Source organism: Aeromonas sp. PrichA-15 (genome assembly GCF_017939245.1).
GTDB lineage: Bacteria > Pseudomonadota > Gammaproteobacteria > Enterobacterales > Aeromonadaceae > Aeromonas > Aeromonas caviae.
The window spans coordinates 1-20,827 of the sequence record NZ_JAGKRH010000100.1; the positions used below are offsets into that span (position 1 = coordinate 1).

Here is a 20,827-nt window from a genome sequence, read left to right on the forward strand (position 1 = left end):
GGCAACAGGTCGGCGCGAGGCTCAAGGGTAAACAGGGTGTGATGGTTGGCAGAAAGCGCTTGGGCGATGACGGTATAACCTGGCCAGAAGGAGGCAATATCAATATGATGCACGGCGACAGCAGGGTGATGGTGGTGGTGTGTTTGAAGACAGCCAGTTTACCAGCACCCTGTCTGTCAACTTCCACTTCCCCAAGATCCCGCGAAGAACCTTTTTTGTTGCCTGGTGAATGTCACGTCATGCGGCAATAGTTCAATGAGTAATAGCTATATGCCATCAGACAAGAAGTTGAATGACATTATCTATCACCTCTTTAGCTTCTCTACATCCCTCAACCACTCGTTGTGCACAGTGAGGGGAACCTGCCTGTGTGACGCCTTGTTACGAGCCGACCCTTGCACGTGAAGCTGAAGGGAGGGCGTTCAACGGGTCTATGATCCTCACCAGAAATGATGAGAGTGAAGAGTGCCACAGGTTGCCCTATGTCTGGCATTCCCGTTCAACCTGGGTTGTCTCAGCCACCACTGAACACACCGACTGTGCTACCAAAGGGGAACGCTGCCAGACTGTTTGCCAATGGCTTCATATGCTGTCAATGCACGGACCCTGTCGACAAAGCAGGGCATGTCGTGATGTTTTGACAGAGATGAATCCTCTGTCTGGTGTGTTATTCACGTCTTGCTTGGACTGAGTGTGTGTGGCCGCTGAACATCGTGAAAGCGGCGGATATCGAACGGGCAGGGAGGGAGAGCAAGGCGATGTCAGCCCCAATAAAGAGACAAAAAAAGAGCCACACGATGTGTGGCTCTTCATTCAGACTAACGAGTCTGCTCAGGGGCGACCGGCCGGGCTGGTTGCAACGTTGCTGGCAGCGGTGCTGCCACCGTGGCGACCGGAGGTCACGACTTCACTGCGTACCAGGGGAGCGTACTCCACGGGTTCACGGGGTGTCGGGGCAGGAGCTGCAGCCGGCGTTGCCATGGGGGCATAAGCCTTGCGGGCACGGGCCAATACACCGGCACCCTTGCTGACCTTCACTTCGGGGCTGGTTGCTGGCTCGGTTTGCACCACGGCAGCCGGCATCTCGACGACCTCCGCCTCGGCGGTGGCCGTCTCCTCAGCGATCACGACAGGTGCCGCTTCAGCAACCGGTGCAACCTCTTCTGGAATGGCCTCAACTTGTTGGGTCTGCTCGACAGCGTCGATCACGGCGACAGGTTCGTCATGAGAGGCGGTGTTGACGATAGGTTCGACCATCTCGGGTTCGACAACTGCCACTTCGGCGACGGGTTCAGCGTCTGCTTGCGCAGCCTGCTCAACTTCGTCAGTGGAGGGCGCATCCACAGCCTGGGCTGCCAGTGCTTGCTCTGCCGCTTCCTCAGCAACGGCTTCAGCCACCACGTGTTCGGTTAGTGCGGCGGAGGCCTGCAGGGCGACAGCAACCGCTTCTGCGCTCGGAATGGTGATGACAGGCACAACCGGTTCTTCCACCTTCACCTGAGCCGCATCGGCCTGGGCCGCGGTAGTCAGCTGCACTTCACCTTGTGCTTCCTCTTCACGCTGGCCACGAGCCTCTTCGTTGATGCGCTTGCGACGTTGCCCTTCGATGCGCTGATTGCGCGGGGTACGGCGGGAACGACGCTGACCTTCGCCTTGCTCTTCTTGTTGCTCAGCAGCGGCGGCTTGCACGTCGGCGACATCGGTGATTTGCTCGTCAGTCGGCAGGGCAGGGGTGTCGGTCGCGGCGACATCGACACGGATCTGCTTGCGCAGTTGGCGACGTTCGCGGCGCTCGGCCACTTTTTGCTCTTTTTCCTGACGCGGTTCAGCGCTGGCGACCGCAGTATCAACGGTATCAACCGCTTCGACGCTCACCTCGGCACGGGGTTCGCGGGGGGCGCGAGGTTCACGAGCCGGACGCGGGGCACGAGGTTCGCGCTCCTGGCGGGGTTCGCGAGGCTCACGCTCCATGCGCTGTTCGGTGCGCACTTCGCCACGGGGTTCCCGTTCCTGGCGCGGTTCCCGCTCTTGACGAGGCTCACGCTCTTTGCGCGGGCGACGATTGCGATCACTGCTCTCGCGGCTGGCTGCGCCTTCACGCTTCTCGCCGGCCTCGGCATTGCGACTGCCGCGGTTGTCATCGCGACGGCCACGTTGACCACGGCTGCGGGATTCATCGCGCTGGTGACGGTGCCCGTCATCCTTGCGAGCTTCGCGCTGGGCGGCCGGTTTGTCGGCAGGCGCCTTCACCTCGGCCGGAGCAGCATCGGAGGAGGCACCGAACAGGCCGGAGAAGGCCTTGGCCAGCTTGCCAAAGAAGCCGACTTGTTCTGCAACCGGAGCGGGAGTCGCAACAGGAGCCGGGGCGGTGGGCGCAACCGGCTGGGGAGCCGGGGCAAACCCTTGCAGCAGCGGCTGTTCGCGCTCGACTACCTGAGCCTGGCGCGGCTGATAGACCGGCTTGGCAATCTCGGTTTTGAGCTCGTAGCTGGCCGCTTCCGGGATCTCGTTCTGACGGATGCGGGTCACTTCGTAGTGCGGGGTTTCCAGATGCTGGTTCGGAATGATGTAGACACGCACATCATTGCGCTGTTCCAGATTGGCGATGGAGGTACGCTTCTCGTTGAGCAGATAGGCGGCCACATCGACCGGCACCTGGGCATGAACCTGCTCGGTGTTGTCCTTCATGGCCTCTTCTTCGATGAGACGCAGGATGGACAGGGCGAGGGATTCGTTGTCACGGATGACCCCCTGACCCTGGCAACGGGGGCAGATATGGCTGCTGGACTCGTTGAGGGAGGGACGCAGACGCTGGCGAGACATCTCCAGCAGACCGAAACGGGAGATACGGCCCAGCTGGATACGGGCACGATCCTGATGCACCGCTTCACGCAGACGGTTTTCCACTTCGCGCTGATGGCGAACCGGGGTCATGTCGATGAAGTCGATGACAATCAGGCCACCCAGGTCACGCAGGCGCAGCTGGCGGGCAATCTCGTCTGCTGCTTCCAGGTTGGTCTGCAGGGCGGTCTCTTCGATATCGCCGCCCTTGGTGGCGCGGGAGGAGTTGATATCGATGGAGGTCAGTGCTTCGGTCGGGTCGATGACGATGCTGCCGCCGGAGGGCAGGCGCACTTCGCGCTGGAAGGCCGATTCGATCTGGCTCTCGATCTGGAAGTGGTTGAACAGGGCGACATCACCCTTGTACAGCTTCACGCGATTGAGGAAATCGGGGCGGACCAGCTCGATATGTGACTTGGCGCGCTCGAAGATGACCGGGTTGTCGATCAGGATCTCACCCACATCGCGACGCAGATAGTCACGGATGGCGCGCACGATGACGTTGCTCTCCTGGTGAATGAGCACCGGAGCGGAACGTTGTTGTGACGCCTTGTGGATGGAGTCCCAGTGATTGAGCAGAACGTTCAGATCCCACTCCAGCTCTTCCGGGGACTTGCCCACACCGGCGGTGCGCACGATGAGGCCCATGCCGTCCGGCACGGTCAGTCCGCTCAGGGCTTCCTTCAGCTCGGTCCGCTCGTCACCCTCGATGCGACGGGAGATGCCGCCGGCACGGGGGTTGTTCGGCATCAGCACCAAGTAGCTGCCAGCCAGACTGATGAAGGTGGTGAGGGCTGCACCCTTGGTACCACGCTCTTCCTTGTCGATCTGGACAATCACTTCCTGGCCTTCGCGGACCACTTCTTTGATGTTGGGACGACCCTGATAGGAGTAACCGGAGGGGAAGTAATTGCGGGCGATTTCCTTTAACGGCAAGAAACCGTGGCGTTCGGCGCCATAGTCAACAAAAGCAGCTTCGAGACTGGGTTCTACTCGGGTGATTTTGCCCTTGTAAATGTTCGCTTTTTTCTGCTCGTGTCCCGGACTTTCAATATCCAAATCGTAGAGCTGTTGTCCGTCAACCAGCGCTACGCGCAACTCCTCTTCCTGAGTCGCGTTGATTAGCATTCTTTTCATTGAGTTCTCATTATTTTGTCATTTTGATTCCTCCACTGGGTCCTGCCGGCGCCGGCCTCGGGTCTTCAGCATGCTGGGGCAACCTCCCGGTTGGGGTATGCATGAGGCGCAAACTAAGGGCACTCTGGTTCAGCCTTCTCGAGAGGGCGTGAATTAAGGATACCGATGTGGAGACAATTTACGTCGGCTCTGTTTGTGTTCTCCATGCGTTGTACCTCGCACCCGGGAACCGTCATGTTCTTGTATACACGGTGTTTCGGGATTGGGTGGCATACATTTTGGCCACTTAGTACAAGGCTTGAACACAATGACAAAACCTTGTTTATTATCCCATTTAAACCACTTTTATAGCAAGACGCCATTTTTTAACAAAGCATGGAGCCAAGGGCTGTCAGCGGTGTTAAAATCCGCGCCATGACACAGATACATCAACAAGTGCAGCTGCTCACCATCGAAGCTGAGCATGACGGGCAGCGCATCGACAATTTTCTCAAGACTCAGTTAAAGGGCGTCCCCAAGAGCCTGATTTATCGCATCCTTCGAAAAGGGGAGGTGCGGGTCAACAAGAAGCGCATCAAACCGGAATACAAGCTTTGTGCCGGTGACGAGGTGCGTGTGCCCCCCGTGCGTGTGGCAGAGAAGAATGAGTTGCCTTCTGCCAACCTCGGCAGCATCCAGCGTCTGGAGAGTCAGATCCTGTTTGAAGACGACGCCATGATAGTGCTCAACAAGCCGTCCGGCATGGCAGTTCACGGCGGCAGCGGCCTGAGTTTTGGCGTCATCGAAGGGCTGCGTGCCCTGCGCCCCGAAGCCCGTTTCCTCGAACTGGTGCACCGGCTGGATCGCGACACCTCCGGCGTACTGCTGGTTGCCAAGAAGCGCAGTGCCCTGCGCAGCCTGCACGAGCAGCTGCGGGTCAAGACCATGCGCAAGCAGTATCTGGCGCTGGTGCGTGGCCAGTGGCAACCCCACGTCAAGGTGGTCAATGCGCCACTTCGCAAAAATGATCTGCAATCCGGCGAGCGGGTGGTGCGGGTCAGCAGCGATGGCAAGCCCTCCGAGACCCGGTTCCGGATTGCCCGTCAGTTTGCCGAGGCCACCCTGGTCGAGTGCAGCCCCATCACTGGCCGTACTCACCAGATCCGTGTCCACACCCAGCACGCCGGCCATCCCATCGCCTGCGATGACAAATATGGTGAGGCCGGTTTTGATGAAAAGATGCGAGGGCAGGGGCTAAAGCGTCTGTTCCTGCACGCCTGGAAGCTCACCTTTACTCATCCGGTGGACGACCGGGAGATGCAGGTGGAAGCACCATTGTCACCGGAACTTGAGGCGTTTCTCGCCAAGCTGCCACGCTGACAGCCATGAAAAACGGGAGCCTTGGCTCCCGTTTTTCATGGCAGAGTTCTTGTTATGGCAGAGCCAAGCCGTGGCGACCCAGGAGATCAACCAAGCCTATCAGGGGAAGACCGACAAGGGCGTTGGGATCGCGCCCCTCCAGCGCCTTGAACAAGACGATGCCCATTCCCTCGCATTTGAAGCTGCCGGCACAATCCAGAGGACGTTCGGCCTCCACATAGCGACGGATGGCGGCTTCGTCGAGCGAGCGAAAATGCACGGTGAAAGGCTCGACGAGCTGCTCGGCATGGCCATTCGCAGCATTGATCACACAGAGCCCGGTGTAAAAGATGATGTGCTTGCCTTGTGCCTGCAGCAACTGCTCGACCGCCTTCTCCACCGTGCCGGGCTTGCCGAGGATCTGCCCGTCACAGACGCACACCTGATCTGAACCGATGATCAATCCTTGATCACGGTCAGCGGCAACGGCATTCGCCTTGGCAAACGCCAATCTGCTGACCAGGGCTTCTGCGGTCTCCCCGTGTCGCGCCGTCTCATCGACTTGAGGCGCAGCACAGTGGAATGGCTGACCGAGTTTTTCCAGCAAGGTTTTGCGGTAGGACGAAGTGGACGCGAGAATCAAGGAAGGCTGCATGTTTTGATGATATCCATTTATAAATCAATTGGTTGATTCTATCTGTGCAGATGGGGCCACGCAAACAGGAGATGTCTAGAGCGGGACTCGCCTAATTAGCGGGAAGCATGCATGCTGAGGGAACCACAGCGCAAACACAAGAGATCGGAATTGAGCGTGATGACACGATATGCGGCCTTGGTCATGGCACTGATCTCCTTCGCCAGCTGGGCAGGGACATGGCAACTTCGCCAGGGGGATGAGGGGGTGATGCTTTGGACTCAGCCACATCCTCCGACCTCTTTTCAGGCCTTACGTCTGGAGATGCGGGTGAATGCCGATCCTGGCGCGCTGATCACGGTGCTGCGCAACACGGCGCGCCATGAAGAGTGGTTGCCCCAGAGTCGTGAAGTCAGGGTGCTGGCCAGATCGGGTCCCGACGATGATCTGGTCTATACCCGCCTGGCATCTCCCTGGCCGGTGCAAGACAGGGAGCTCATCACCCGCTCCCATCTGAGTCGACGTATTGATTGCGGCCTGACTCTCGAGGTGTGGGCAAAGCCGAATGCCCTGCCATTGCATGCAGGGCTGTTCCGGATCCAGGAAAGCGCCGGACGGTGGGAGGCGCTACCCCAACGGGATGGCAGCACACTCGTTCGGCTCGAAACCTATACCAATCCGGGCAACAACTTGCCGGGCTGGCTGGTCAATCCCATTGCCATCAAGGCTGCCGTGGGCAGTTTCAAAGCCATACGCCGACTGATGGAAGCCGAGCCCAGAGTGGCTGCGACACCAGGCCTGCTGGGGAGCGACCCGCGCTGTTCTGCCACCTGATGAGACACCAAGGAGCACATCCGGTGGACAGACAGGGGTGGGGAACAGGATCCTGTGCCAGATCCTGCACGATATGGCATAATCGGCCACCGATGAGCACAAGTTCCTCTTGCAGGAGCCTGTGAAGGTAAAATCATCGGCGGTAAGGACTTTTTCCTTTGACTATCCCTTGTTGGACCTATAATATTCGCGCCCTATGCAAAAGGTGAAGTTGCCCGTTAAGGTTGATCCAGTCCGTAATGCCTTGAAGCTACTCGATTATGTCGGGATAGTGGAAAAGTCGCAGATGCCCAGGCTGGAGGAATCAACCGAAGGCTTGCGAAGTGATGTGGATGTCACACTGCACTTTGGCAAAGATGTCCAGAAGTTGACCGTTATGAAAGGCACTGCCCATGCCAAGGTCGACCTGGTTTGCCAGCGTTGTGGTGAGACGTTTGAACACCTTTGTGAAGCTAGTTTTATTTACACTCCGCTGTTCGAAAGAACAAACGAGGAAGAACTGCCGGAAGCTTATGAGCCCATTGAGTTGGACGAAAACGGCGAGATAGATCTTCATCAAATCCTGGAGGATGAACTCATCCTCTCGTTGCCTCAGGTAGCCATGCATCCGGTGGATGTGTGCCCCAGAGGAAACATGGAGATGACCTGGGGTGAAATCGAACCTGCTGATGAGCGGCCGAATCCCTTTGCAGTTCTTGAAGCGCTCAAACGTAAGTGAATTTTAGGAGTTAGCCTACCATGGCCGTACAACAGAACCGTAAAACCCGCGCCAAGCGTGGCATGCGTCGTTCCCACGATGCGCTGACCACCGCTGCCCTGACTGTTGATCAGACCAGTGGCGAAATTCATCGTCGTCACCACGTGACTGCCGATGGTTTCTACCGCGGTAAAAAGGTAATCGCTTAAGGATTGCCTTTGTCTACGCAAACTGTCGCGCTAGACATAATGGGGGGAGATATCGGCCCCTCGGAAACAGTGCCTGCCGCCGTGCAGGCACTGTCTCTTCTACCCCAGCTAAAACTTGTTCTGGTCGGTGATCAACACCAGACCGCCCCTCTTCTGCAGCAACATGGCCTGCTCAACCACCCTCGCGTTCGTCTCGTGCATGCCTCCCAGGTCGTGGGCATGGGCGAAAAGCCTATCGTGGCGCTGCGTACCCTGAAAGACTCCTCCATGCGCGTGACCCTGGATCTGGTCAAGAGCGGCGCTGCCGATGCCTGTGTCAGTGCAGGCAACACCGGTGCCTTGATGGCCATGGCCAAGTGCGTGCTCAAATCCTTGCCCGGTGTTGACCGGCCAGCCCTCATCAAGGCGCTGCCCACATTGAGTGGAAAGCGGACCGTGATGCTGGATCTGGGTGCGAACGTGAGCTGCGATGCCGACACCCTGTTGCAATTTGCCGTGATGGGCGCCGTAGTCGCAGAGAAGGTGGAGGGGATACCTTCACCCAGAGTGGCACTGCTCAACGTAGGGGAGGAGGAGATCAAGGGCAACGACCTGGTGCGCCACAGCGCCGAGTTGCTGCGCCAATGCTCCGCCCTGAATTTTGTCGGTTTCATTGAGGGGGACAGGATCTTCAGCGGCGAGTGCGACGTGATCGTCTGCGACGGTTTCGTGGGCAACGTGGCGCTCAAGACCGCGGAGGGGGTGGTGCGGATGATGGCCGAACTGGCCGGATATCCGCGCAAAAAACGCAGTTTTCTTGGTCGACTCGCCGGATTTATGTTCAAACGGCGTTTCTCTTACCTGAACCCCGACCAGTATAATGGCGCGAGTCTGTTAGGATTGCGCGGCATTGTGGTAAAAAGCCATGGGCGGGCCGAGCGCCGCGCTCTGTGTCATGCGATTCTGCTGGCCGCACAAGAAGCCAGACATCAACTTCCATTGCAAATTGCAGATCGCCTTGAATCTGTCTTTTCCGACAGGGATTTATAAAACTCTATGCATAGCAAAATTCTGGGTACTGGCAGTTATCTGCCGAGTTCGGTTCGTACCAACGCCGATCTTGAACAGATGGTTGAAACCAGTGACGAATGGATCGTGGAACGCACCGGGATCCGTGAACGCCGTATCGCCGGAGCCGACGAAACCGTCGCGACCCTTTCTCATCAGGCGGCCTTGCGTGCGCTTGATGCGGCAGGTCTGACTGCCGCCGATCTGGACATGATAGTGCTGGCCACCACCAGCGCAGAGAATGCCTTCCCAGCTGCTGCCTGTGAACTGCAGGGGCTGCTTGACGTACCGGGGATCCCGGCGTTTGACGTAGCCGCCGCCTGTGCCGGCTTTACATATGCTCTCGCCATCGCCGATCAGTTCGTCAAATCCGGCGCTGCTCGCCACGTGCTGGTTGTCGGTGCGGACGTGCTGTCACGTATGTGCGATCCCGAGGATCGCGGCACCATCATCCTGTTCGGGGATGGGGCAGGGGCCGTGGTCATCGGTGCCAGCGACACTCCTGGGATCCTCTCCACCCATCTGCATGCCGATGGCCGTTATGGCGAGCTGCTCAAACTGCCGCAGCCCCGTCGCGGCATGCCGGGTGCTGAGCTCGAAGCCTACATGTACATGAAGGGCAACGATGTCTTCAAGGTGGCGGTGACACGCCTTAGCGAGATCGTGACCGAAACCCTGGCTGCGGCCAACGTCGAGCCGAGCGAGCTGGACTGGCTGGTGCCCCATCAAGCCAACTTCCGCATCATCAATGCCACCGCCAAGAAACTCGGCATGGGGCTCGACAAGGTGATCCTGACCCTGGATCGTCATGGCAATACCTCCGCGGCCTCCGTGCCCATCGCCTTCGATGAAGGGGTGCGCGATGGTCGCATCAAACCCGGCCAGCTGGTCCTGCTGGAAGCCTTCGGCGGCGGTTTTGCCTGGGGCTCTGCGCTGGTTCGCCTCTGATACCGAGCGGTGCCCGGTCCTCGGGCGCCCGCTTACCGAATTCGTCTTACCTTAAAGGAATCAATGATGACCCGATTTGCCATTGCCTTCCCGGGACAAGGCTCCCAGAGCGTCGGCATGCTGGCCGAGCTGGCTGAGCAACACGCCGTGATTAAAGAGACCTTCGCCGAGGCGAGCCAGGTGCTGGGTTATGACCTGTTTGCCCTGGTGATGGCAGGCCCGGCCGAGGATCTCAACAAGACCTGGCGTACCCAGCCAGCGCTGTTGACCGCCTCCGTCGCGCTGTGGCGCCTGTGGCAACAACAAGGCGGGGCAACCCCTGCCGTGATGGCCGGCCACAGCCTGGGGGAATACTCCGCTCTGGTGTGCAGCGGCGCGCTGGCGTTTGCCGATGCCGTCAAACTGGTCGAGCTTCGTGGTCTGGCCATGCAGGAAGCCGTACCGGAAGGGACTGGCGCCATGGCTGCCATCATCGGTCTGGACAACGAGAGCATCGCTGCCAACTGTGAGAAAGCGGCCCAGGGGCAGGTGGTCTCTCCGGTCAACTTCAACTCTCCGGGCCAGGTGGTCATCGCCGGCCACAAAGAGGCGGTCGAACGTGCCAACGTGCTGATGAAAGAGTCAGGCGCCAAGCGTGCCCTGCCGCTGCCGGTCTCCGTGCCTTCCCACTGCGCCCTGATGAAACCGGCCGCAGAAAAGCTGGCCGCCGCCCTGGATGGGATCGAGATCAAGGTTCCCGCCATCGCCGTCATCAATAATGTCGACGTCTCTTGTGAGCAGGATCCTGCCGCCATCAAGCAAGCCCTGGTGCGTCAGCTGTTCAGCCCGGTTCGCTGGACTGAAACGGTAGAGCGCATGGCAAACGACGGTGTTACCCTCGAAATCGAGATGGGCCCGGGCAAGGTGTTGACCGGCCTGGCCAAGCGCATCGATGCGCGAGTGGAAGGTATTCACGCCAACGACGCCGCCTCGTTCGAGCAGGCGCTGGCTCAGATCAAGTAAACAGGAGCAAGTCATGAGTTTTACCGATAAGGTTGTGTTGGTCACTGGCGCCAGCCGTGGCATTGGTCGTGCGATTGCGGAGACGTTTGCTGCTCGTGGCGCCAAAGTCGTGGGGACCGCGACCAGCGAGAGCGGTGCCGAGGCGATCAGTGCTTACCTGGGTGAGCAAGGCTGCGGCATGGCACTGAACGTGACCAGTCAGGAATCCATCGAAACCGTCTTCGCCGCCATCAAGGCGCGTTTTGGCGACATCGACATCCTGATCAACAACGCCGGCATCACCCGCGACAACCTGCTGATGCGGATGAAGGATGACGAGTGGAACGAGATCATCGACACCAATCTCACCTCCCTGTACCGTCTGAGCAAGCCGGTATTGCGTGCCATGATGAAGAAGCGCAACGGTCGCATCATCAGCATCGGTTCCGTGGTCGGCACCATGGGCAACGCCGGTCAGGTCAACTATGCTGCTGCCAAGGCTGGTCTGGTTGGCTTTACCAAGTCGCTGGCCCGTGAAGTGGCATCTCGTGGCATCACGGTGAATGCGGTTGCTCCCGGTTTCATCGAGACCGACATGACCAAGGCGCTCAATGAAGAGCAGCGCGCCGGCATCATGAATCAGGTGCCTGCCGCCCGTTTGGGCGATCCGAAAGAAATTGCTGCCGCTGTGGTATTCTTGGCATCGGATGATGCCGCCTATATTACCGGCGAAACCCTGCATGTTAATGGCGGGATGTACATGGTGTAATCAATTTGTCGTGAGTTCTGTTCAAATTTGCGATAATACGCCGAAGTTTGGCGAATTTCGTGGTTTGACCAGCGGCAAGTCACTTGCAAACTCACGTCAATTGAATACACTACCCCAACCAGACGCAATAGCGTATTTTTAAAGGAAAATTCAGGTCATGAGCAACATCGAAGAACGCGTAAAGAAAATCATCATCGAACAACTGGGTGTTAAAGAAGAAGACGTGAAGAACGCTGCCTCCTTCGTCGACGACCTGGGCGCTGACTCTTTGGATACCGTTGAACTGGTAATGGCGCTGGAAGAAGAATTCGATACCGAAATTCCTGATGAAGAAGCCGAGAAGATCACCACTGTTCAAGCGGCTATCGACTACATCACCGCTAATCAGGAATAAGTTCCTGTTCTGAAAGAAGCGGCCCAAGGGCCGCTTCTTTTATGTTTACCCCTTTCAAAACACCTCTCGGAGACTACCTCAGTGTCAAAACGCAGAGTCGTGGTGACCGGCTTGGGGATGCTTTCCCCGGTAGGCAACACTGCCGAATCCAGCTGGCAAGCCCTGCTCAACGGGCAGAGCGGCATTTCCCTCATCGACCACTTTGATGCAAGCGAGTTCGCAACCCGTTTCGCAGGCCTGGTCAAGGATTTCGACCCCGAAGAGTTCGGCATCAACCGCAAAGAAGCCCGCAAGATGGATCTCTTCATCCAGTATGGCGTGGCGGCGGGTGTTCAGGCCCTGGAAGATTCCGGCCTGATCATCAACGAAGAGAACGCGGAGCGGGTAGGCGTTGCCATCGGCTCTGGTATCGGCGGTCTGGGTCTCATTGAGCAGAACCACAGCAGCCTCATCAATGGCGGCCCCCGCAAGCTGAGCCCTTTCTTCGTTCCGTCCACCATCATCAATATGGTGTCCGGTCATCTTTCCATCATGAAAGGCATGCAGGGCCCGAACATCGCCGTGACAACCGCCTGTACCACGGGTACCCATGCCATAGGCATGGCTGGCCGGATGATCGCCTATGGCGATGCGGACGTGATGGTCGCCGGTGGTGCCGAGAAAGCCTCCACCCCCATGGGCATGGGCGGCTTTGCCGCTGCCAAGGCGCTCTCCACCCGCAATGACGAACCACAGAAGGCGAGCCGCCCCTGGGACAAGGATCGCGACGGTTTCGTGCTGGGCGACGGTGCCGGCGTACTGGTGCTGGAAGAGTATGAACATGCCAAGGCTCGCCGCGCCAAGATCTATGCCGAGCTGGTCGGCTTTGGCATGAGCGGGGATGCCTATCACATGACGGCCCCTCCCTCGGACGGCGATGGTGGCGCACGCGCCATGAAGAACGCCATCAAGGATGCTGGCATCGCACCCGAGCAGATCGGTTACATCAATGCTCACGGTACCTCTACCCCCCTTGGGGATGTGGCAGAGCTGCGCGGCATGAAGAAGGTGTTTGGTGAACATGCCAGCGCCCTGATGGTCAGCTCCACCAAGTCCATGACAGGCCACCTGTTGGGTGCGGCTGGCGCCATCGAGGCGATCATCACCGTGCTCTCTCTGCGTGACCAGATGGTGCCTCCCACCATCAACCTGGACAACCCGGATGATGAGTGCGACCTGGATCTGGTGCCGCACGTTGCCAAGGCCGGCAGCTTCGAATATGCCCTCTCCAATTCCTTCGGTTTTGGCGGCACCAATGGCTCCCTGATCTTCAAACGCGTATAATTCGCTCTGGGCGAATGATAAGGCCCGATACGGCAGTATCGGGCCTTTTTTATCGGAGGGATCCCCTTGCTGATTAATGGAATACCCACAGAAACACTGTCAGCCAGGGATCGTGGGCTGGCATACGGTGATGGTCATTTCACCACCATGCTGGTGAGGGAAGGGAAGGTACTCTGGTGGCAGGACCATCTGGCCCGGCTGCAACATGCCAACGCCCGGCTTGGTTTTGGCGAGCACTCCTGGGACCTGCTTGCCGACGAAGCGGCGCAGCTGGCTTCTGGGCAGACACAGGCTGTCGTCAAGATAATGCTGACCCGGGGCGCCGGTGGGCGGGGATATGACGCCGCAGGCTGTGACACGCCCACTCGCATCGTCTCTCTGGCACCTTATCCTGAGCATTATCATGATTGGCAGCAAACCGGCATCAATGCCCTGGTATGCCAGCAGCAGCTTGGTGACAGTCCCATGCTCGCCGGTCTCAAGACGCTGGGGCGCCTCGAACAAGTGATGCTGAAGCGCGAACTTGCTGCGCGTGGCGGGGTCGAAGGTATAGTCTTGAACAGCCGGGGATTTCTGGTAGAAGGGGTCAGCGCCAATCTGTTTTGGCGTCGTGGCAGGACGGTGTTCACACCGGATCTCACCCGCGCCGGGATCGATGGCATCATGCGCAAGCGCGTGATGACGATGCTTAAACAGATGGGCATTGAACTGCGTGTCGTTGAGGCTCCATTGGAGTCACTCTGGCAGGCGGAAGAAGTCTGGCTGACCAATACCCTGATGGGGATTGTCCCGGTCACCCGCATCGGGGATATGCACTATCCCAGTCCGGTATTGATCCGCCGTTTACAGGAGCGCTTGGTCATTGAAGTTTAATCGGCTTTACACCCTGCTCGCAGGGGCGGCACTCTCTGTCGCCGTTGTCGGAGGGTACGTGTATCACAAGTGGCAACAGGTGGAGACGCTCACCAACAAGGGGCCAACACGCCTCTTTACCGTCGAAAAAGGCGCCCATGCGGCGCGCCTGATTGCCGAACTGGGGGAGGGGGAAACCAGCCCCTGGGCGGTGCGTCTCTGGTTGCGCGGTCATCCCGAACTGGTGGCCATCAAGTCCGGCACCTATGAAATCAAGGAAGGGGCGCCGCTCAAGGAGACTCTCTCTCTCTTTGCTTCCGGCAAGGAGTTTCACTTCAGCCTGACCTTTGTCGAAGGGTCCCGATTTGAGGATTGGCTGAAGCAACTTTCCAGCGCCCCCTATCTGGAGCGCCTGACTCTGGAGCAGAGCGAAACCGAGCTGGCTCAGGAGCTCGGCATCGAAAATGGCAAGCTGGAGGGGTGGTTCCTGCCGGAAACCTACGCCTATACCACTCATGCCAGCGATCTTTCGATCCTGCGCCGCGCCTATCAGGACATGAAAACGTTCCTAGAGGCTTCCTGGGAGAAGCGTCAGGCCAATCTGCCTTACAAGACTCCCTATGAAGCGCTCATCATGGCCTCCATCATCGAAAAAGAGACGGGCCAACCGGATGAACGGGCCCAGATTGCTTCTGTGTTCGTCAACCGTCTACGCCTTGGCATGAAGTTGCAGACCGACCCTACCGTCATCTATGGGGTGAAGGAGAGGTACGATGGCAACATTCGCCGCAGCGATCTGACCGACGTGAACCCCTACAACACCTATGTGATCGACGGTCTGCCTCCGACGCCCATCGCCATGCCGGGCAAGGCCTCCATCGAGGCGGCGCTCAACCCCAAATCGACCGACTATCTCTACTTCGTTGCCAAGGGGGGCGGTGCCCACTACTTCTCCAAGACCCTCGATGAACACAATCGGGCGGTGCGTGAATACATATTGAAGAAACCCTAATGTCTAAATTTATCGTGATTGAAGGATTGGAAGGGGCAGGGAAGAGTTCTGCGGTGCGCTATGTGACCGACTATCTGCAAGCCCACGGAGTTGCGCGGATCGAGTGCACCCGGGAGCCGGGCGGCACGCCGCTGGCGGAACGCATGCGGGCCATCGTCAAGGAAGTGCACGACGAGCGCCTGACCGTCGAGGCCGAGCTGCTGTTGATGTACGCCTCCCGGGTACAACTGGTGGAGACCCGGATCAAGCCTGCCCTGGCAGACGGCATCTGGGTAGTGGGCGATCGCCACGATCTCTCCTCCCAGGCCTATCAGGGGGGTGGCCGCGGCATCGATGCGAACCTCATCGGCGCCATCAAACGGGCGGTCCTCGGGGATTTCAAGCCGGATCTGACGCTCTATCTGGACATCGATCCTGCCATCGGCCTGCAGCGGGCCCGCCATCGCGGCGAGCTGGACAGGATTGAGCTGGAGCAGATCGGCTTCTTTGAACGTACCCGCCAGCGTTACCTCGAGTTGGCGGCCGCCGATGATTCCATCCAGGTCATCGATGCCGGGTTGCCCCCGGCGCAAGTCAAAGCCGCCATCGAGGCAGCCCTTGAGCATTATCTGGCAAGCGAGGGGCTATGTATCCCTGGCTGATCCCGGATTGGCATGCCTTGAGCGAGACGTCCCGGGCCGGACGGCTCGGCCACGCCTGGTTGCTGCTAGGCGATCCCGGCCTTGGCAAGGAGCAGCTTGCAGAGCGACTGGCGCGACTGCACCTGTGTCAGCATCCACAACGAGGTGAGCCCTGCGGTCAGTGCCACTCCTGCCAGCTTTTTGAGAAGGGGCATCACCCGGATCTTGGCACCCTGGGGCCAGAGGGCAAGACCATAGGTGTCGAAGCCATCCGGGAGATTTGCAGCCGCCTCCAGAGCACGTCCCAGCTCGGTCGCGGCAAGGTGGTGATCATTCAGGAGGCGGAGCGCATGACGGAGTCTGCCGCCAATGCTTTGCTGAAGACGCTGGAAGAGCCGGCTGGCGACAGTCTGTTGCTGCTCATCGCATCCCAGGTATCTCGCCTGCTCCCCACCATCTTGAGCCGTTGTCACAAGCATGTCTGCCAGCTCCCCTCTGAGGGGGAGACCCTTGCCTGGCTCGCCGAGCAGGGCCATCAGGCGACCCAGGCCCAGGTGCGGATCTGCCAGGGTGCGCCGCTGCGGGTGCTGAGCTATATCGAAGCACAGCAAGATGATGCCAGACGGGCATTGCTCGACGGATTTGTCTCGCTGGCATCGGCCCCCACCCGTGCGGCGAATGTCTGCGCCCAGTTGGCCGAGGATAATCAGGTCCGGCTGCACTGGTTGCAGCTCTTCTTGTGCGATGCCCTCAAGCTTCAGGCTGGCTGCGGCCATCATCAACTGGCGATGCCGGATCTTGCATCACTCAGCCAGCAACTGGCTGAGAGACACTCCAGCGAACGGCTCCTGGAAGCTGAACAGCAGCTGGTTGTGCTGAAGGAGGCTTGTCAGCCAGGGCAGCTTTCCAATCCCACCATCCATTTGATGAACTGGCTCAATCGCTGGTTATAAACAAGGTTGTCTATGTTACTCGTTGATTCCCATTGCCATCTCGATCGCTTGAGTTATGGCTCCAAGCAGACCGACATGGCCGATGTACTGGCCAAGGCGGCGCAGCAGAGCGTGGGATATTTTCTCTGCGTGAGTGTGACTCAGGCCCAGTTCCCGACCATGATGGAGGCCATCGCCCCCCATCCCCAGGTGTTTGCCTCCTGCGGTGTTCACCCGCTCAATCAGGATCCCGGGGTGGATGCTGCCTTGCTGCTGACTCAGGCGGCCGATGAGAAAGTGGTGGCCATCGGCGAAACCGGGCTCGACTACTTCTATTCACCGGAAAACAAGGATGTACAGCAAGCCTCTTTCCGCGAACATATCCGGGTAGCCCGGGCACTGAACAAACCGCTCATCATCCACACCCGGGATGCCCAGGAAGACACGCTGCGGATCATACGAGAGGAGGGGGCCGAACAGGTGGGCGGAGTGCTGCACTGCTTCACCGAGTCCCTCGAAATGGCCGAGGCCGCGATGGCCATGGGGTTCTATATTTCCATCTCGGGAATAGCCACTTTCAAGAACGCCTCAGCCCTGCAGGCAGTGGTCAAGGCGTTGCCCCTGGAGCGACTGATGGTTGAAACCGACTCTCCCTATCTGGCACCGGTTCCGCACCGGGGGAGGGAGAACGAGCCGGCCTTTGTTCGCGACGTTGCCCAATTTATCGCGGATCTTCGCCAGATTCCGCTCGCCGAATTGGCGGAGGCCACCAGCCACAATTTCTTCGAATTGTTCAAGTTGGCAAAGCGATAACAGACAACGCCCCGCATAGCGGGGTGTTTTACTATGACAATCTGCACTATCACGACCCATCCAAAAACAATAATGTCAAGTTGTTATCTCTCACTTTGTGTGGTTGATGCTGATGAGATCAAATCGCCAGTTCCTGATAAAACGGAGCAGGGATGACAGAGTGCTTGAGGAATAAATGAGGGAGCTGAAATGGGTTAAAGCACTCTTCATAAGTATCGATAATATTCATTATCGATACTTGATAGATCTGAATGATCCTGTAAGATCCACCGAAACTCCGCTTTAAATCATAGAGTTAAGTGAACTACCCAAGCCTTCAAAACCCAGTTCAGCAATCCTTGCAAAGCGTCTTCGATCCTCAGCTGAACAGCCGGGCAAGACGCTTCCTGCGCAGCGCTAAAGCCGACTCCACCCTCAATGCCTATCAGGCAGATACCCGTATCTTTGTCTCCTGGTGCCAACTCCATGGGCTGGATCCCTTGCAGACAACACATCACGACATCATGAATTTTCTGGCGGATCAGGCCGACGGCATCCTGGCCAACTGGGTCTGGCTGGACAAGGAAGAAGGAAAGGGGGAACTTCGCAACGGGGAACCTCGCAAACCGGCCACCCTGGTAAGACGGCTTGCCGGCATTCGTTATGCCTTCAAGCAGAAGGGGATCCACCCCATGCCGACAGAGCATGCGGAGATAAAGGAGATGATGCGGGGCATAGTACGGCTCGGTGATAACCGCAAACGCAAAACGGGGGCGCTGACCCTGAAACCATTGGCCTGCGTATTGGACGAGATAGACACCAGCAACCTGGCTGGGCTTCGAGATTACACCCTGTTGCTCCTGATGTTCAGTGGCGCCTTGCGTCGATCGGAAGCGGCCAGGATCGAGGTGAATGACGTGCAGTTTGTGGGGCAGGGGATACGCCTTTGTCTCAAACCAAGCAAACATCAGCTCCATGAATCGGAGATAGCACTCATTCCAGGAACCCGGTATTGCCCGGTCTCTGCACTGCAACAATGGCTGAAAAAAAGCCGGATTGCTGAGGGCCCCCTGTTTCGTCGAATGAATCGCTGGGGACAGCTGATGACAGATCCCCTGGGGCCGCAAGGTATCAACTTGATGATCAAGCGGCGAACCGGCCAGGCCATCGACGATCTCCACGTCAGTGGCCACAGTTTGCGGCGGGGGTTCATCACCTCTGCGGTAACGGCGGGCAAACCGATGAACAAGATCATCGAGGTGACCCGACACAAGGACATGCGCACCTTGCAGGAATATTTCGACGATGCACACAAGTTCTCGGATCACGCCCTGGATGGGTTGTTATAGCAAACCGCGCCACTGACTTTTTTATGTTAAATGATATCCTGTTGATCTGGTGGTATATTCATGTCGTCCTCCACAGACATCATGACGGTGGGGGAGTCGTAATCCGATTTACTTTCGTAGAAGATGCCAACGAAAAATGAGAGATAACATTCACGATATAGACATGTCGGAAGGTCAAGATAGCCAGGAATTGAAGAAAATCGCCGCGCAAGAGAACGCCGAACGGCAGCGCCAGCACGTGAAGCGCAAGCAGGAAACCCACAGCCGGTTGCAATGCTGGATAAGCAATCGTCATGCAGAGCGGTTGGCCATGCTGGGGCAACAACTGGAAGACAGTCAGGCCTCCATCATCGAGCAGGCAATCGATCTGCTCTATCAGCACGAACTGCAACAAACGACCAACGCGCAGCAGAGCGATGTCCCCGAGTCGGCAGACATGCTCGAATAGACGATGCTATCGTGCCGTGCCGGTGTGATTGAAAAAGAAGACAAAAAAAGCCAGGTACGAATTCCTTGTACCTGGCATAGGGGAATTGGCTCCTTGCAGAGCCGTGCGCTAACTGGTATGCGGATAGCCTTAAGCTTAGACAAGGCTCTAGGCATTTCAAGAACCGGATAAAAGTTCAACCAGAGTGGGGGTTTTTCAGACTCGAACAGGCGCTATTTTTGCTCGAGCGACCCCACTCTCACGCATTGAACAGGTTGTTGTCCCGTACCAGCTCCCGGGGCAGGGCATTCTTGATGCGACTCCCCACCCATTTCCCCATGCCGAGCGGGTGCCCCTGGTAACGAACGATCACTTCCCCAGTCCCGGCATCCTGCTCTGGCCAGACATCTCGTCCCATCATGAATTCACGGGCATTGGCGGCATCCAGCTCGACGCATCCCTTGCTCGCCTCATGGCCGTAAGCCAGAGCCCATTCATGGGTCAATCGATATCCCTTCTTGAAGGTTTCAGCCAGCTTGATGCCGATGCGATCGAAACGCAGCTTCCCCTGTACCTGCTCGAAGGCGTGAGGGAAGAGCCAGATCTCGTCATTGCGGCCAAACAGTTGGCCATGGGGCACGATGCCAAAATTCCCTTCAATCTCCCGCAACATGGGGCCGGCCTCTTTCTCTGGCAGCGGCGAGAAGGGGAACTTGCCGAGCTTGCCCGGTTTGAACATGGTGTTGGGCACGGAGTGATGCTTGCGCAACCGGGCGACGAAAAAGCCTTCACTGTCGAAGATCTGGGGCCACACATGCAGGTATCCCTCCGGCGTACAGGCTTTCTCCGCTCCCGGAAAGAGATCGGCCAACGAGTCAAAGCTGAAGGCATCGCCGAACTTCTTTTGCAACGACTGACAGACGGCCTGATTCTCTTGCAGGCTCAGGGTGCAGGTGGAGTAGACCAGCACGCCGCCGGGTTTGAGGGCGTGAAAAGCGCTCTCCAGCAGGCCACGCTGCACCGAGGCGATCTCCTCGATGCTCTCCAGGCTCCAGTTGCGCAGTGCGTCTTCATCTTTTCGCACCGTCCCCTCGCCGGAGCAGGGGGCGTCGAGCAGGATGGCGTCGAAGGTTTCCGGCAGCCATTGGCCAAAGACCTTGGCATCGAAATGGGTCATACCGACGTTGGTCACACCGCAGCGCTGGATATTGGCGCTCAGCACTTTCAGCCTGCTGCTGGAAAACTCGTTGGCGATCAGCATGCCGCGGTTCTCCATCAGCGCCGCGATCTGGGTAGTCTTGGAGCCAGGGGCGGCGGCCGCGTCCAGCAACATGCCATCCCCTCGGGTTTGCTCACTGGCAAAGAGCGCCGTCACCGGCAACATGGAGCTCGCTTCCTGGATGTAGAAGAGGCCGCACAGATGCTCGGCCGTGTTGCCAAGGGGAATGCTCTCATCGCTGCGGGTGAGCCAGAAGCCGGCTTTACACCAGGGCACGGGATCCAGCTGCCAGCCAAGCGGCGCCATGCGGGCGACAAACTCGGATACCGGGATCTTGAGGGTGTTGACCCGGATGCTGCGCCGCAGCGGCTGCCGGCAACTCGCCACGAATGCCTCCATGGAGAGATGGGATGGCATGAACTCCGCAATGTGACGCAGGAAGTGATCGGGGAGGTAGGTGTTGTCGTGCACG

Annotated in this window: 21 protein-coding genes; 18 read left to right on the forward strand and 3 right to left on the reverse strand. The window is 58.3% G+C overall.

What is annotated here, in order from left to right; translation table 11 throughout:
* A partial coding sequence (locus J9889_RS13520; protein ID WP_210557029.1) for a hypothetical protein occupies positions 1 to 251 on the forward strand: 251 nt, incomplete at its 5' end.
* A 580-nt stretch (positions 252 to 831) separates the two neighbouring features.
* On the opposite strand, the gene rne is transcribed toward J9889_RS13520, so the two are convergent.
* Complete coding sequence (rne, locus tag J9889_RS13525; protein ID WP_210557017.1) at positions 832 to 3,978, reverse strand: ribonuclease E; 3,147 nt, start codon at positions 3,976 to 3,978, stop codon at positions 832 to 834.
* A gap of 414 nt (positions 3,979 to 4,392) precedes the next feature.
* On the opposite strand from rne, the gene rluC reads away from it, so the two are divergent.
* Positions 4,393 to 5,337 carry a 23S rRNA pseudouridine(955/2504/2580) synthase RluC gene (gene rluC / locus J9889_RS13530; protein WP_201893979.1) on the forward strand — a complete coding sequence of 315 codons (945 nt, stop codon included), beginning with the start codon at positions 4,393 to 4,395 and terminating at the stop codon, positions 5,335 to 5,337.
* Positions 5,338 to 5,389: 52 nt separating this feature from the next.
* Here the strand turns inward: rluC and J9889_RS13535 are convergent, their stop codons facing one another.
* Positions 5,390 to 5,971 (reverse strand): nucleoside triphosphate pyrophosphatase, encoded by a 582-nt coding sequence (locus J9889_RS13535; protein WP_109112865.1) that lies wholly within the window; start codon positions 5,969 to 5,971, stop codon positions 5,390 to 5,392.
* Positions 5,972 to 6,154: 183 nt separating this feature from the next.
* Between J9889_RS13535 and J9889_RS13540 the strand changes: the two genes are divergently transcribed.
* From J9889_RS13540 to J9889_RS13615, 16 genes are all read left to right on the forward strand, one after another.
* Positions 6,155 to 6,784: an START domain-containing protein gene (locus J9889_RS13540; protein ID WP_333563571.1), complete on the forward strand. Its 630-nt coding sequence runs from the start codon at positions 6,155 to 6,157 to the stop codon at positions 6,782 to 6,784.
* 196 nt (positions 6,785 to 6,980) lie between these two features.
* On the forward strand, positions 6,981 to 7,502 hold the full coding sequence (gene yceD, locus J9889_RS13545) for a 23S rRNA accumulation protein YceD (RefSeq protein WP_029314532.1): 522 nt from the start codon (positions 6,981 to 6,983) through the stop codon (positions 7,500 to 7,502).
* A gap of 20 nt (positions 7,503 to 7,522) precedes the next feature.
* Positions 7,523 to 7,690 (forward strand): 50S ribosomal protein L32, encoded by a 168-nt coding sequence (rpmF, locus tag J9889_RS13550; protein ID WP_005300935.1) that lies wholly within the window; start codon positions 7,523 to 7,525, stop codon positions 7,688 to 7,690.
* A 9-nt stretch (positions 7,691 to 7,699) separates the two neighbouring features.
* Positions 7,700 to 8,719: a phosphate acyltransferase PlsX gene (plsX, locus tag J9889_RS13555; protein WP_045524864.1), complete on the forward strand. Its 1,020-nt coding sequence runs from the start codon at positions 7,700 to 7,702 to the stop codon at positions 8,717 to 8,719.
* Positions 8,720 to 8,725: 6 nt separating this feature from the next.
* Positions 8,726 to 9,685, forward strand: coding sequence for a beta-ketoacyl-ACP synthase III (locus J9889_RS13560; protein WP_010674740.1), 960 nt, complete (start codon positions 8,726 to 8,728; stop codon positions 9,683 to 9,685).
* 66 nt (positions 9,686 to 9,751) lie between these two features.
* Positions 9,752 to 10,687: an ACP S-malonyltransferase gene (gene fabD, locus J9889_RS13565; RefSeq protein WP_042017641.1), complete on the forward strand. Its 936-nt coding sequence runs from the start codon at positions 9,752 to 9,754 to the stop codon at positions 10,685 to 10,687.
* Between the two features lie 13 nt (positions 10,688 to 10,700).
* A complete protein-coding gene (fabG, locus tag J9889_RS13570; RefSeq protein ID WP_039041169.1) occupies positions 10,701 to 11,435 on the forward strand; it encodes a 3-oxoacyl-ACP reductase FabG in 735 nt (244 codons plus the stop codon).
* 157 nt (positions 11,436 to 11,592) lie between these two features.
* Positions 11,593 to 11,829, forward strand: a complete 237-nt coding sequence (gene acpP, locus J9889_RS13575) for an acyl carrier protein (RefSeq protein WP_005300909.1) — start codon at positions 11,593 to 11,595, stop codon at positions 11,827 to 11,829.
* An 81-nt stretch (positions 11,830 to 11,910) separates the two neighbouring features.
* A complete protein-coding gene (gene fabF, locus J9889_RS13580) occupies positions 11,911 to 13,152 on the forward strand; it encodes a beta-ketoacyl-ACP synthase II (RefSeq protein ID WP_109112824.1) in 1,242 nt (413 codons plus the stop codon).
* A gap of 66 nt (positions 13,153 to 13,218) precedes the next feature.
* Positions 13,219 to 14,025: an aminodeoxychorismate lyase gene (pabC, locus tag J9889_RS13585; RefSeq protein ID WP_043152704.1), complete on the forward strand. Its 807-nt coding sequence runs from the start codon at positions 13,219 to 13,221 to the stop codon at positions 14,023 to 14,025.
* Positions 14,015 to 15,016, forward strand: coding sequence for an endolytic transglycosylase MltG (gene mltG / locus J9889_RS13590; protein WP_109112825.1), 1,002 nt, complete (start codon positions 14,015 to 14,017; stop codon positions 15,014 to 15,016). The genes pabC and mltG overlap by 11 nt, the downstream gene beginning before the upstream one ends.
* Positions 15,016 to 15,657 carry a dTMP kinase gene (gene tmk / locus J9889_RS13595; protein WP_042017643.1) on the forward strand — a complete coding sequence of 214 codons (642 nt, stop codon included), beginning with the start codon at positions 15,016 to 15,018 and terminating at the stop codon, positions 15,655 to 15,657. The genes mltG and tmk overlap by 1 nt, the downstream gene beginning before the upstream one ends.
* Positions 15,642 to 16,589: a DNA polymerase III subunit delta' gene (gene holB / locus J9889_RS13600; RefSeq protein ID WP_210557023.1), complete on the forward strand. Its 948-nt coding sequence runs from the start codon at positions 15,642 to 15,644 to the stop codon at positions 16,587 to 16,589. The genes tmk and holB overlap by 16 nt, the downstream gene beginning before the upstream one ends.
* Before the next feature lie 12 nt (positions 16,590 to 16,601).
* Complete coding sequence (locus tag J9889_RS13605) at positions 16,602 to 17,381, forward strand: YchF/TatD family DNA exonuclease (protein ID WP_043152708.1); 780 nt, start codon at positions 16,602 to 16,604, stop codon at positions 17,379 to 17,381.
* A gap of 299 nt (positions 17,382 to 17,680) precedes the next feature.
* Positions 17,681 to 18,709 carry a tyrosine-type recombinase/integrase gene (locus tag J9889_RS13610; RefSeq protein WP_143237541.1) on the forward strand — a complete coding sequence of 343 codons (1,029 nt, stop codon included), beginning with the start codon at positions 17,681 to 17,683 and terminating at the stop codon, positions 18,707 to 18,709.
* Positions 18,710 to 18,872: 163 nt separating this feature from the next.
* Entirely contained in the window at positions 18,873 to 19,157 is a 285-nt protein-coding gene (locus J9889_RS13615) for a RepB family protein (protein ID WP_210557025.1), read from the forward strand.
* Positions 19,158 to 19,395: 238 nt separating this feature from the next.
* Here the strand turns inward: J9889_RS13615 and rsmF are convergent, their stop codons facing one another.
* Positions 19,396 to 20,826 (reverse strand): 16S rRNA (cytosine(1407)-C(5))-methyltransferase RsmF, encoded by a 1,431-nt coding sequence (gene rsmF / locus J9889_RS13620; RefSeq protein ID WP_052815329.1) that lies wholly within the window; start codon positions 20,824 to 20,826, stop codon positions 19,396 to 19,398.
* Between the last annotated feature and the right edge of the window lies 1 nt (position 20,827).

Coding starts and splice junctions, on each gene's coding strand:
- J9889_RS13535 (WP_109112865.1), bottom strand. CDS start 5,971: ATGCAGCCTTCCTTGATTCTCGCGTCCACTTCGTCCTACCGCAAAACC.
- acpP (WP_005300909.1), top strand. CDS start 11,593: ATGAGCAACATCGAAGAACGCGTAAAGAAAATCATCATCGAACAACTG.
- J9889_RS13605 (WP_043152708.1), top strand. CDS start 16,602: ATGTTACTCGTTGATTCCCATTGCCATCTCGATCGCTTGAGTTATGGC.
- fabD (WP_042017641.1), top strand. CDS start 9,752: ATGACCCGATTTGCCATTGCCTTCCCGGGACAAGGCTCCCAGAGCGTC.
- J9889_RS13540 (WP_333563571.1), top strand. CDS start 6,155: ATGGCACTGATCTCCTTCGCCAGCTGGGCAGGGACATGGCAACTTCGC.
- fabG (WP_039041169.1), top strand. CDS start 10,701: ATGAGTTTTACCGATAAGGTTGTGTTGGTCACTGGCGCCAGCCGTGGC.
- tmk (WP_042017643.1), top strand. CDS start 15,016: ATGTCTAAATTTATCGTGATTGAAGGATTGGAAGGGGCAGGGAAGAGT.
- rne (WP_210557017.1), bottom strand. CDS start 3,978: ATGAAAAGAATGCTAATCAACGCGACTCAGGAAGAGGAGTTGCGCGTA.
- J9889_RS13560 (WP_010674740.1), top strand. CDS start 8,726: ATGCATAGCAAAATTCTGGGTACTGGCAGTTATCTGCCGAGTTCGGTT.
- rluC (WP_201893979.1), top strand. CDS start 4,393: ATGACACAGATACATCAACAAGTGCAGCTGCTCACCATCGAAGCTGAG.
- yceD (WP_029314532.1), top strand. CDS start 6,981: ATGCAAAAGGTGAAGTTGCCCGTTAAGGTTGATCCAGTCCGTAATGCC.
- holB (WP_210557023.1), top strand. CDS start 15,642: ATGTATCCCTGGCTGATCCCGGATTGGCATGCCTTGAGCGAGACGTCC.
- rpmF (WP_005300935.1), top strand. CDS start 7,523: ATGGCCGTACAACAGAACCGTAAAACCCGCGCCAAGCGTGGCATGCGT.
- J9889_RS13615 (WP_210557025.1), top strand. CDS start 18,873: ATGTCGGAAGGTCAAGATAGCCAGGAATTGAAGAAAATCGCCGCGCAA.